Source organism: uncultured Dialister sp. (genome assembly GCF_900541605.1).
GTDB lineage: Bacteria > Bacillota > Negativicutes > Veillonellales > Dialisteraceae > Dialister.
The window spans coordinates 1-11,751 of record NZ_UQKJ01000061.1 but is presented as its reverse complement, the minus strand read 5'-3'; the positions used below and the strand labels follow the sequence as shown (position 1 = coordinate 11,751).

The window sequence follows — 11,751 nt, the reverse complement described above, 5'->3', positions numbered from 1 at the left end:
CACCTTTATCCCGGTGAATCCATACGTTCATCGTCATTTCGAGCGGTGGTAAGCGACGCGATGGATGTATCTGTAAAAATAGGATGTGAGAGAGAGTCGAGAAATCTCCCGGGTCAATGACTATGACGGTGCTACAACACAGACACTGTAAAGATAAGGTGGCTGAAGGGGAACGCCTGACGGCGAAGGGGCGCAGGGGGAACGGGCTTCGCCCGAGGTGGTGGAGGCGGCGCAAAAATAAAAAGCGCCGCCTTTTGATTATCTACGATTCATTACTTTTCACATTACCTCCCTACGGGATGAGAGATGGTCATGGGTGCTGACGGGCTCGGCCTGCAGGGCCTTTCCGCATCTATCATCTATCTTCTCAGCAGTGCAGATGCTGCCTGTAAAAGCGGCGCTCCATGAATTGTGCGCCGCACCACCATTTCTGATTCCTGATTTTCCACCAACCCACTAACCCACTAACCCACTAACCCACTAACCCACTAACCCACCAGCCCCATTCCCTTCCTGCGGCAGTCACAGCCTTTCCCTCCCCGTAGTATAATAAATACATCTTTCATGCAGGAGGGAAGGCCATGACCACAGGACATTGGGACCGGGAGACGGTGAAGGGGCTGTATCGGCTCACTTCGGAATACTGGAAGAGCGGTGAGAGGAAGAGTGCGTTTCTCTATCTTTTCGGAATCATCATCCTTACGATTGCGGCGGTGTACATGACGCTGCTTCTGAACGACTGGTTCAATGAGTTCTACAGTGCCCTCCAGAATTATGACAAGGAAGCGGTATACCATGGTCTCGTGCGGTTCACGGCCCTGGCCTTCGGTCACATTGCCTTTTCCGTGTATGCCTATTACCTGCAGCAGACTCTGGCCCTCCGGTGGCGGCGGTGGATGACGGAGGAATATCTTTCCCGGTGGACATCCCACCAGATGTTTTACCGGATGGAAATGTTTTCCGGCGGCCGTTCCGATAACCCGGATCAGCGTATTTCTGAAGATATCAACCTGTTCACCACCCGTACTCTGTCTTTCATGTCCGGCCTTCTCCGGGCGGTGACCACCATTTTCTGCTTCATCTTCGTCCTCTGGACCCTGTCGGAACCCCTGTCTTTCACTTTGGGCGGTACCACGTTCCACGTGTATGGGTACCTCGTATGGACGGCGCTGGCCTACTCTGTCATTGGGACCTGGATTACCCACAAAGTGGGGCACCGCCTGGTGGGCCTCAATTTCGTGCAGCAGAAACTGGAAGCCGATTTCCGATATGCCATGGTGCGGCTCCGGGAGACGTCGGAAAGCGTGGCTTTTTATCACGGCGCCCCGGAGGAACGGCGCATTTTAGGCGGCCGTTTCCAGAAGCTGGTGGCCAATACGGTTTACATCATCCGGAAGCAGAAGCAGCTGTCCTGGCTCACGAATTCCTATGGCCAGATTGCCATTATTTTCCCCTTCGTCGTGGCGGCGCCAAGGTACCTGTCAAAGAGCATTTCATTAGGCGGTCTCATGCAGGTGGCCAACTGCTTCGGCAAGGTCCAGGAGTCCATGTCTTATTTTGTGGATGTATATTCGGACCTGGCGGAATGGATGTCCTGCGTGGAACGACTGCTGACCTTCGATGAACATATGAAGGACCTCCGGGAGGAAACGGAGAGGGAAGAGGGGCGGCTCCACCGGGAAGAGGGACGGGAGCTTGCCCTGTCCCATGTGGACGTAGGCCTTCCGAACGGGAAACGGCTCCTGTCCTCCATATCCTGTACCATCCATGAAGGGGAGAAGGTCATTCTTAAAGGCCCATCGGGTTCCGGGAAATCGACGCTCCTTCGGGTCCTTTCAGGGCTTTGGCCCTTCGCTGAGGGGACCCTTGTCCTGCCGGAGCGGAAGGAAGTGCTCTTTATTCCCCAGCGTCCCTACATGCCTATGGGCACCCTGGAAGAGGCGGCCCTCTATCCCGGGAGAGAAGGAAGCCGGGCGGACCTGGAGTACTGGATGAGGGAATGTGGCCTTTCCCAGTGGATTTCCCATCTTCCGGAAGAAGGGGACTGGGGCCATGTGCTGTCCCTGGGGGAACAGCAGAAACTGGCCTTCGTCCGTATCTTCATGACAAAGCCCCGGTGGGTTTTCCTGGATGAGGCCACGTCCGCCATGGATGAAGAAACGGAAAACAGACTGTACAGCTTCCTGGTCCGTATGCCCGGTATCACCGTGGTCAGTGTTGGCCACCGGTCTACACTGGATAAGTACCACACAAGGACCCTGCAGGTCAGAGAAGGAACGGTCCTGTGAGACCGGCTGTCTGTGTACGTTACCGGGGCCGGGAGTCCGTGCACCGGACGACAGACGGTCAGACAGCAGATGTCAGATAGAATCAGCGGTAAAGCTCCGGAACCTCCATTCTCAACTCTCAAATCTCAATTCTGCTTTTTTAGTGTCATATCCTGTCATTGCCATTTCTATAATAAAGACAGTTAAGGAATTGCAGTGAGCCGGGAGGTGGCAGTTATGAATTGCGAAGAGATCCGGGAAGCCCTTTGGAATGACAGGGATTGCCAGTTTTTTGAGTATCATGGCCGGGAGTGTATCATCCACCCGTTCCATGGGGGCTATGAACTGTGGTACGGAAAAAAGCGGTGCCAGGTGGAAAAGGCGGAGGACGTTTTCCGGGTGCCCCTGTTCGATGGGAGGGCACTGGAAGAAATCACCGGGGAAATCCGGTACTATGGTTCCGGTGACGAAATATGAGAGGAGACAGAAGCGGGAGAGAGGGGGACTCTCCCGCTTTTGTTTATGAATCATGCATATAAGTCATAAAGAACATATAGAAACTTTCTTATTTGATATTTGACTCTTTTCATGGTTCTGCTATACTGGGGGCAGAGGTAAGAAAGATTCTTATCTCTACCACCTTGCCAGGGGAATTCTGCCGTCGTCTGCATATAGACCCCATTTGTAGATTGTTTTCACATCACAAACTCAATTGTTCATGTTTTCATAGTCAGATGAAATGTAGAACCGGATTTGAGCTCGTTAGTGATGGCGGCAGTACAAATGAATCCCCTCCTTCCCCTGGCAACCATCTTAATGACCGGAGCAGGCAGTAAAGCTCCGGGAAGGCCTCCGTTTCCCGCAAGACGGAGGCCTTTTTTCATGCCCGAAAGAAGGGCTTTAGGATTTTATATTGACCGGTAGTCTAAAAAGCTTGCTTTCTCCTTTCCAATTGCATATAATTTCATTTATGTGACTGTAGAAACTTATAAGGAGAAAGGAATCAATACTGTGATCGAAGCTATTTATAAAAGAAGAAGTATCCGCCATTTCCTCCAGAAGCCTATTCCCAAAGAAGATATGGACCAGATTCTGGAAGCCGGCATGTGGGCACCGTCCGAAAAGAATGCGCAGCCCTGGAAATTTATCGTGGTCCGGGGGACAGAACGGAAGGCCATGGTGAAGCGGCTGAAGGAAGGAATCATGAAAAACCGGAAAGGGGAGGAAGGCGCCATTTTCGGAAAGAAATACGAAAAATTTATTCCTTCCGCCATTTATACGGCCCGGGTGCTGGAACAGGCACCGGTTATCGTATTCGTGCTGAATACGAAGGGTCTGGACCTTCATAAAGACTATCCGAAGGACCAGTACCTGATGGAACTGGCGGACGTGCAGTCCATCAGTGCCGCCATCCAGAATATGTGCCTGGAAGCGGCGGACCGCCATATCGGCAGCCTTTGGACCTGCAATGTCTTCTTTGCCTACGACGAGCTGAAAGAATGGCTCCATGAGGAAGGTGAAATGGTAGCAGCCATTGCCTTTGGCTATACCGATAAGGAAGTCCGTCCGCTTCCGAGAAAACCGCTGGAAGAAGTGGTGGAATACCGCGGCGACTATCCGGAAGAATGGAAAGAAATGCTGGCAGCAGAAAACAGAGAATAATAAAAGCCCCGGGAGAACCGGGGCTTTTTTATGAGATCGAAGTCGGGACTGAGCCATTTAGCGCTTCCCGGACCCCGCCTCCTCTGGCGCCTGCTGTCCGGCTGCCGGGATTCTTTGCTGTGCAGCTGCCGGATATCTCAATCCTGTTCTCAATTTTTCAATGGCTGATTGCCATTCTTTCCCCGGCAGAGAGACTCAAAACAGTGTATAATAAAAGAGATGTAAACAACAGGTGACTCAAATGCAGGAAAGGTGGAAATACTATGTTTAATCCGATTTTCAAGAGAAGAAGTGTACGTTTCTTCAAGGATACCGACATTTCCAAGGTGGACATGCGGGAAATCCTTCGGGCCGGCATGTGGGCTCCGTCTGCCAAGAACCGGCAGCCCTGGAAATTCATCGTGGTTAAGGGAGACAGCAAGAAGGAAGCCCTGGACCTCATGGAAAAGGGAATCGAAAAGTCCGAGAAGGGCGAGGGAGTCCTGGCGGGGGCTCCGGAACTCTATACCAATGCACGGTTCACCCTGCGCTGCATGGCAGAGGCACCGGTCCTTGTGTTCATAGTCAACCCCAATGGCCGCCCGCTGACAGATAACTGGACAGCCGCTGAGAAGATTCATGAACTCTCCGATGTACAGGCCATTGGTGCCGCTGCGGAAAACATGGCTCTCCAGGCTACCACCATGGGCATCGGAAGCCTGTGGATCGGCAATGTATTCTTTGCCTACGAGGAACTCCATGAATGGCTGGGCGAAGGAGAAATGGTGCTGGCCATGTCCTTTGGCTATCCGAACCATAATCCCTGCCCCCTGGCAAGAAAGAGCGAAGAAGAGGTCATCGAAGTCCGGGACTGAGAATCAGAAAAACGCTGCGGAATGCAGCGTTTTTTTATTGCCCGTAACCGGCAGGCCGGCTCAAGGATCACTGCAAAGCAGCTTCCGTATCCGGCGTTCTTCCTGATTTTACTTCTTCAGTTCTTCTATGCTCTGCTGCATGCTTTTGGCCGTGTCAAGCAGGTGGCCCGCCTTTGTCATGAGCTGGTCCATACGGTCGCTTTTATATTCCTGCACCGTCATGCCATCGGAAAGGGGAGTGGATCCCGGGCGGCCTCCGGAAATTTTCACGTACAGATCGCCTACTACCCCGCTGGTATCAATGGTGAACCGGGCATCCGCAGGAATGACCGCACTTTTTTTGATATCCATCACCAGAATGGCCTTGCCATCTTCTACCCGTATTTTCCGGACATTGCCCACATAGACACCGGCATAGAGGACCTGTGCATTTTCACGGATGCCCTGGGCATTGTCGAAGACGGCATGGATTTCATAGGTGTTTCGGTGAAAGAGGCGGGACGGGGTCATAAAGAGCCCTGCCGCCCCTATAATAAGGGCCAGGAAAAATACGGCAATTCCTGTTTTTGTTTCCCTGCTCATGGTCAGACTCCTTGCTGTAAAATTTGGTTACTCCCTTCCGGGTAGGGAAAATCAGATGTTCATCTGCTCTCCATAGTCATCAATAAAAGGAATTTCCCGGGCTCTGAGAAATTTCCGGAGGGTCAGATAGTCTTCCAGACGGAGCTCCATGCCTTCCAAAAGGTAATGGCCATCCTTTCCTTTGATATAGAGGGAAGGGGTGTTGGCTGTGATGGCCCGGCCATGGTGGAAATAAAATCCCCATTCCTCCCTGGGTGATCCGTCGCGGCGGCGGACAAGGGCGATTTCCCTGGCATCCTGCCAATCGGTGGTGACCTGTTCCCCGTCCATGGTATATACCAGGAGGCCATAGGGCTGGTGGATTTCAAAGGCCTGATGCTCCTGTCGATGCAGGCGGTATGCCGAATACAGGAAGGGCGCTTCTATGAGGACCAGAATAAAAATCCCCAGACAAAGATACAGAAAGGAACGGAAGGACCGGGGCCGGAAGAGGACCAGGTAAATCAGGAAAAAATATAATATGATGATACACAGGGTATCCAGATATCCAATTCTCCGGGGGCGGACAGGCCAAATCCGGGGTGGGTCAGTGATGTGGGGAAGAAGGGCCTTTACCCTGCGTCGGATAAACCAGCGCACAGCACCGGTTGCTTCTGACAGGGGTATGGCGATGACAGGGACCATCATCAGGAATATAAACAGGTCTTCCATAGGCCACCTCCCCGGGCTGGACCAATTCTTAATTTATGTATATCATACCATGAACGGGAAAGGCTGGGGCAGCGGTTTGGCAGGCTGACCCGGCAAGAGCACGGGCACTTTGTCCGTGGGTGTATGATGTCGCCTCGGTCGGGCCGGCTTTCCCGGCAGCCATGGGGACTGTAAAAAAAGAGCAGCGTCGAATCACTGCTCTTTTTTCCTGTTTTTTATTTCACCAGCATCACCGGGCATTTTACATGGTGAATGGTATAGTAGCTCACACTGCCCATGAACATGGAGGACAGGGACGTGCGGCCGCTGGTACCCATGATGATGAGGTCCGGTTTTTCATCTTCCGCCGTGAGGGCGATCATCACTTCCGGTACCCCCATGAGGAGGTCCTGCTTAATCTTTGTCCCTTCAGGAACGGTCTTCATGAGGCGGGCCAGTACGGCGGCGCCCTTTTCCTTCAGGGGACTGGTGTCATCGTTTGCCTCTTTCATGTGGATTGTGAAGTCCGGGGAGCTCATGCTTTCCGCATCAGCTACGTAAATGACGTGGATTTCCGCATCGAAGAGGGCGGCAATCTGGAGCCCCTTCTCGAAGGCATGGGTGGACATTCTCGAATCGTCCACAGGAATCAGAATCTTATGTATTTCTCTATGAATCATAAAAATCCCTTCTTTCCGCAGGAAAGAAACCTCTTTTCCCTGCACCTGCCGGCACGCCGGCGCTCTGGACTCGATTTACTTTACAATCAGTACCGGGCATTTGGCATGGTGCACGGTGTAATGGCTCACGCTGCCCATGACAAAGGAGGAAACAGAACCTTTGCCGCTGTTGCCCATGATGATGAGGTCCACATCTTCCGCTTCTGCTGTGCGGATGATGGAGGATCCCGGAACACCGATATTTACGATCTGGCGGACTTTCACGTCCTCCGGTGCATCATTGGCGTAGAGGGAAAGGGTATCTTCCCCTCTCTTCTTGATGGAAGAAGTATCCGATTCCGCCAGGCTTACCCGGTATACCGGATAAATGAGGGTATCCGCATCCACCACGTAGAGCAGGATTACTTCGGCTCCTGTCTTTTCCGCGAAGGCGCAGGCATAGGAAAAGGCCCGCTCTGACGGGTCAGAACCATCAACGGGAACAAGTATCTTTTTGATTTCCATAATAAGACCTCCTTCGGGTGATTTCTTCCCATAATCTTCTAACATTATTATAACAGATTCCGGGGCCCGCGGGGAGGAAAAGAGGCCGGTTTTTACCTTATTTTAAGGGGATTCCGGCTCACCGGCCCAGGGCCTTTTCTCCTTTTTTCTCCCACGGCCGTATGATAAAATATAGAAAGTCCAAAACCTTTTAATTGGGCCATTCCCGGAAGGGAAATTCTTGGGAAAATCCGGATTCGAAGGTCCCGCTGCCTTTTAAGGGACCTGTGATGGAATCGGGATTTCCTTTAAACCGTACAGCCGGTGCGAAACAGATTTCGCAAGCTGGTGGGAGAGGTTCTCTCCGTTTGTTACGAAAGAGATTTCGTACATTTTTAGAAAGAAGGAATTTCATATGGGTAATTACAGCAATTCCGATAATTTCTTCCGTCTCGCTGACGGTAAGGTGCTGGGGCGTGTCCGCTCGGAGGTAAAGGCATCTACACCGCAGGAGGGTATGAGGGATTATCGTTTTTTTGTGGATCCCCTGTCTCCGCTGCCCAAGGGATATGAGGATTCGGAAAAACACGGATTTACGGGATTTTTGAGTAATATTGTAAGCGAAGACAGTGAATTCAGGACTGCCAATGGATACAACGGCCTCAGCAACGGGTACAATGCATTCAGCAATGAGGAGGAAGCGGAGGCCTACCTGAAGGAAACCTGCGGCAATGCGTTTGTCACATTTACACCAGCCTTGAAAAAGAATAAATACTTCGTCCTCGATGACCTCCAGATCGAGGAGCGGGTTCCCTTTGCACTGGAAGGGGAAGCCCGGTATTATCCGGTGCCCGCCTTTGGTACGGTGAGCCAGCCGATCTTTTCCGGGGACATCAATAAATTCTGCTACCACATCCTGTCCGGTAAGCCCCTGCCGGGACTGCCCAAAAAGTACTGGAACAATGACGTGCAGCCCCGGGTGCTCGTAGCAGCCACATCCCGGGCCTTCGAGGACAAACTGGGACCCTGGGTGGTATTTGCCCCCCTCTTTGATGAGACCTTTGACTCCTCCGTCATCGGAGAAGGGGGAGCCTATTTCCGGGTGCGGAACCGTGGTCCCCTGGGATATGGTACGGTGGACATGAAAAATTCGGAGCTCTTCTCCCGCATCGTCCGCTGCGCCCATTCGCCTCTGTGGTTCGTGCCGGAAGAATTCCTGCCGGATCTCCGGAAGGGACTGAAACCGGTACCGCCGGATGGAGACCTTCTCCGGGACAGCGGTATCCTGGTGAACCCCTTCGACCAGGAAACTGTTTATATTACGAAGAAGGGAATTCGCCGGGACTTTGACCTGCCGGAAACGGAAGATGTGGATACGGCGGTTCGGGACCTCACATCGGAAGAGGCACCGGCGACGGTGGAGGATACGGAGAAGGAAGTGGCTTCGGAAGAAAAGAAGGAGAAGCCATTGGGAGAGTCCGGCTTCCTGCTCCGTCTGTCCGATGCGGCAGCCAATTCCGGCCTCCTCTATGAGAAGGAGGACCTCATCAACTTCCACGTATCCATGAAATCTTCCCGCCTCACCATCCTGGCCGGCATGAGCGGCACCGGGAAGTCCGGCCTCGTCCGCCTCTATGGCCGGGCCCTGGGACTTCCGGAGGAGCAGGTACGATTCCTGGCAGTGCGGCCATCCTGGATGGACGACGGTGACATCCTGGGCTATGTGGATATGAAGAATATGGTGTACCGCAGTGCCGACACGGGGCTGGCGGAGCTTCTCATCGAAGCGGCGGCCCATCCGGAGAAACTGTACCTCCTCTGCTTCGATGAAATGAATCTGGCCCGGGTGGAACATTACTTTGCCCAATTCATTTCGGTACTGGAAAAGGAAGAAAATCCGGTGATTCGCCTGTATAATCCATCGCTGGCGGGGAAGCTGTACAACAGCAGCGCCTATCCTGCAGAAATACCGGTGGGCCGGAATGTGCTTTTCACGGGGACCGTGAATGTAGATGAATCCACCTACCATTTCTCCGATAAGATTCTGGACCGGGCAAACGTAATCACACTGCACCAGGGGCGGTTCCATGACCTCCTGGGCCTGGAGAAGGGGAAACCGGTGGACTATCCGGAAATTTCCGCCTCCCTCTATGACTCTTTCCGCAAGGAGGAAGGACTGGGGTTGACAGAAAAGGAACTGGACCTGCTGGATGCGCTGAATGATGCTTTCCGCAAGAGCGGTATCCAGTGCGGTATCGGTTTCCGGGTGGCCCGGCAGATGGGCCGGTACCTTTCCAATATTCCGGAAGGATCGGATTTCACCCACGCCGATGGTTTGGATTCCCAGGTGGTCCAGCGGATTCTGACCAAGCTCAGAGGCTCTTCCCAGCAGCTCATGGGCCTTGTCTCTTTCAATGACAAGGGAGAATTGTCAGGATCCCTCCTGCAGGTACTGAACCGGTTCAGCAGCCTTGCACCCTTCGACAGGGCGAGGGCTGTACTGGAAGAAAAAGCCGGGGAGCTGAAGCTCTATGACTACACCATCTAAACTGCCCTTCAGCCTGTCCTTCTCCGGCGGCACCGAAAAGGGGCTGCGCCCTTTTACCCGGATGACAAGGAATCCCCGGGAGCTGGGAAAGGCCCTGCGGCCGGGCATGCAGTTCACAGAGAACCAGGATATCTCTGTCCATTTTGAGGCACCCCGGGGATTTCGGTTCACCATGGACGGCCTGGACGTAGTCACCGTTCCGGGGGCGGAAGAAGAGAATGGGCAGTCCTGGATTACCCCGGCCCGGCGGCTGCAGCCGCCGGTACTCCTCTTTGAAGGCCAGGATTTTCCCCTGGTGCCGGGATACTATGTGCTTACGGTGGAAGGAAATGGCCACAGCTGGTATGGTGTCATGGAAATCACGCCAAAGTACCTGGGAAAACAGGCGTGGCAGGACATGCGGGACGAGCTGTCTGAGGAGATCCGGACACTGTCCTTTGATTTCATGAAGAAAAATATCCACCTTCCCCGGACCCTGGAAGGGGACATGGGCATCGATTCCTCCATGCTTCTCCGCTTTTATACCATCAGTGACGAATCCAGGGTGGTACTGAATGTGCTGGAAGAACTGTCTCACTCTGCCAATGCGCGGCTGGCGCTCCGGATGAAGCAGGTGCGGCAGCGGGAACGGATGAAACCGGATCCCCATGTACGGCCACAGCACGTGAAACAGAGGGAAGGTGCCGCCAAAGCGCCGGCCCTCTATACAGAAATTACAAGGGACGTGGCGGAAAACCGATTTGCAAAATCCCTCCTTCTGGGACTGGACAGGACACTTCGCGATTTCCTTGGGGAAATTGAAGGCCCCCTGGATAACCTGGAAAAGAGAAAATCCATCCTCCGGAAATACAGGCAGAGCCTGGAGCTGACCACCGCAGAAAAAGCACTGGACCAGCTCATGGTCTATAAAGAACGGGCTAAACGGCTCCGCGGGAGCATCCGGCAGGTAACCATGGCTCCCTGGTTTGAAGAAGCCCGGGGAGAAATGCCGGCATCCGTGCCTATGGCCGTATTCCGGGATCCCCGGTACAGCGTCCTTTACCGACTCTACAAGAACCTGTCCCATCCGAAGGACAGCTTCGAGATTTCCGGGTTTTACCAGTTCCGCTGGAAACGGACGGACAAGCTCTATGAACTCTGGGGATTTCTCCAGTTCATCAAGGCCCTTTCCGCCAAAGGATGGGAAGTGGAAGATGGCATTGCCGTTATTAAAGAAGGGGGTAAATACCGCCTGTCGTCCCTGGAATCGGGGACGGAAATCAAAATGAAAAGGAATGGGGAAGAAGTGCACCTCATCTATGATGGCATCGTGCCCTCCTCCTCCCAGGACACGGACCGGGAAAACCATCCGGTCTATACGAATAACCGGCACCGACAGCCGGATCTTCGGCTTGATTACTATAAGGGTGGCCTTTATTACGGCTCCCTGGTGGCGGATTTCAAATACCGGGACGTGCTGTACCTTTGGCAGGACCCGGCGAAAAGCGAAAGCCTCCGGCGGCAGTTCAACGCCTATCGGGATATGAATACTAAATTTTACAGGGACAAAGATGAAATCACATCCCTCCGTGACAGCCGGCCGGTGAAAGAGGTATGGGTTCTTTTCCCTCGGGAAGTGCCACCGGAGAGCGATGAAGATTTCAGTCTCCGCTTCCTTCCCCTGGCTCCGGGACTCTCCGGAAATAAACAGCTGGCAGACCGGCTGGAAGAATACCTGAATTCCCTGGGAAAATAAGAAAGTCGGGAGTGGGGAAGTACATTCTGCTGAAGATAATAGAAGATAGAAGATAGAAGATAGAAGTAAGATGCCTGCAGGTATTTTGCCGGACATTCCGGCGGAGGGCCTGCAGGTATTTTTTAGTGAAGAGAGAAGAGGAAAGAGGGAAGATCGAATCCGCCGCAGGTGTTAGACGATTCGCTTATTGTTCTCCCTGGGCCACTTCGCACGCGGGACGTTATAAAGGCTTGCAGCTTACAGCTTACAG

10 protein-coding genes are annotated in these 11,751 nt (G+C 53.2%); 6 read left to right on the top strand and 4 right to left on the bottom strand.

The window, feature by feature from the left end; genetic code table 11:
* The first annotated feature begins 581 nt into the window (after positions 1 to 581).
* From QZR21_RS05610 to QZR21_RS05595, 4 genes are all read left to right on the top strand, one after another.
* A complete protein-coding gene (locus QZR21_RS05610) occupies positions 582 to 2,288 on the top strand; it encodes an ABC transporter ATP-binding protein/permease (RefSeq protein ID WP_296099066.1) in 1,707 nt (568 codons plus the stop codon).
* Between the two features lie 216 nt (positions 2,289 to 2,504).
* Positions 2,505 to 2,744 carry a hypothetical protein gene (locus tag QZR21_RS05605; protein WP_296099068.1) on the top strand — a complete coding sequence of 80 codons (240 nt, stop codon included), beginning with the start codon at positions 2,505 to 2,507 and terminating at the stop codon, positions 2,742 to 2,744.
* Between the two features lie 534 nt (positions 2,745 to 3,278).
* On the top strand, positions 3,279 to 3,929 hold the full coding sequence (locus QZR21_RS05600; RefSeq protein WP_296974194.1) for a nitroreductase family protein: 651 nt from the start codon (positions 3,279 to 3,281) through the stop codon (positions 3,927 to 3,929).
* Positions 3,930 to 4,192: 263 nt separating this feature from the next.
* Positions 4,193 to 4,783, top strand: coding sequence for a nitroreductase family protein (locus QZR21_RS05595; RefSeq protein WP_296099074.1), 591 nt, complete (start codon positions 4,193 to 4,195; stop codon positions 4,781 to 4,783).
* 108 nt (positions 4,784 to 4,891) lie between these two features.
* On the opposite strand, the gene QZR21_RS05590 is transcribed toward QZR21_RS05595, so the two are convergent.
* The 4 genes from QZR21_RS05590 to QZR21_RS05575 all read right to left on the bottom strand — a co-directional run bounded on the left by QZR21_RS05590 (position 4,892) and on the right by QZR21_RS05575 (position 7,239).
* A complete protein-coding gene (locus QZR21_RS05590; protein WP_296099077.1) occupies positions 4,892 to 5,365 on the bottom strand; it encodes an MlaD family protein in 474 nt (157 codons plus the stop codon).
* Between the two features lie 51 nt (positions 5,366 to 5,416).
* Positions 5,417 to 6,076 (bottom strand): hypothetical protein, encoded by a 660-nt coding sequence (locus QZR21_RS05585; RefSeq protein WP_296099080.1) that lies wholly within the window; start codon positions 6,074 to 6,076, stop codon positions 5,417 to 5,419.
* 215 nt (positions 6,077 to 6,291) lie between these two features.
* Positions 6,292 to 6,735 carry a universal stress protein gene (locus QZR21_RS05580; protein WP_296099084.1) on the bottom strand — a complete coding sequence of 148 codons (444 nt, stop codon included), beginning with the start codon at positions 6,733 to 6,735 and terminating at the stop codon, positions 6,292 to 6,294.
* A 75-nt stretch (positions 6,736 to 6,810) separates the two neighbouring features.
* Complete coding sequence (locus QZR21_RS05575; RefSeq protein WP_296099087.1) at positions 6,811 to 7,239, bottom strand: universal stress protein; 429 nt, start codon at positions 7,237 to 7,239, stop codon at positions 6,811 to 6,813.
* A 394-nt stretch (positions 7,240 to 7,633) separates the two neighbouring features.
* Here QZR21_RS05575 and QZR21_RS05570 point away from each other — a divergent pair, with 394 nt between their 5' ends.
* On the top strand, positions 7,634 to 9,766 hold the full coding sequence (locus tag QZR21_RS05570; RefSeq protein WP_296099089.1) for an McrB family protein: 2,133 nt from the start codon (positions 7,634 to 7,636) through the stop codon (positions 9,764 to 9,766).
* Positions 9,750 to 11,501, top strand: coding sequence for a DUF2357 domain-containing protein (locus QZR21_RS05565; RefSeq protein ID WP_296099092.1), 1,752 nt, complete (start codon positions 9,750 to 9,752; stop codon positions 11,499 to 11,501). The genes QZR21_RS05570 and QZR21_RS05565 overlap by 17 nt, the downstream gene beginning before the upstream one ends.
* Positions 11,502 to 11,751 lie beyond the last annotated feature (250 nt).

Bases quoted from the DNA above. Each gene is read 5' to 3' on its own strand.
- QZR21_RS05590 (WP_296099077.1), bottom strand. From the start codon at position 5,365: ATGAGCAGGGAAACAAAAACAGGAATTGCCGTATTTTTCCTGGCCCTT.
- QZR21_RS05585 (WP_296099080.1), bottom strand. From the start codon at position 6,076: ATGGAAGACCTGTTTATATTCCTGATGATGGTCCCTGTCATCGCCATA.
- QZR21_RS05610 (WP_296099066.1), top strand. From the start codon at position 582: ATGACCACAGGACATTGGGACCGGGAGACGGTGAAGGGGCTGTATCGG.
- QZR21_RS05595 (WP_296099074.1), top strand. From the start codon at position 4,193: ATGTTTAATCCGATTTTCAAGAGAAGAAGTGTACGTTTCTTCAAGGAT.
- QZR21_RS05565 (WP_296099092.1), top strand. From the start codon at position 9,750: ATGACTACACCATCTAAACTGCCCTTCAGCCTGTCCTTCTCCGGCGGC.
- QZR21_RS05605 (WP_296099068.1), top strand. From the start codon at position 2,505: ATGAATTGCGAAGAGATCCGGGAAGCCCTTTGGAATGACAGGGATTGC.
- QZR21_RS05580 (WP_296099084.1), bottom strand. From the start codon at position 6,735: ATGATTCATAGAGAAATACATAAGATTCTGATTCCTGTGGACGATTCG.
- QZR21_RS05570 (WP_296099089.1), top strand. From the start codon at position 7,634: ATGGGTAATTACAGCAATTCCGATAATTTCTTCCGTCTCGCTGACGGT.
- QZR21_RS05575 (WP_296099087.1), bottom strand. From the start codon at position 7,239: ATGGAAATCAAAAAGATACTTGTTCCCGTTGATGGTTCTGACCCGTCA.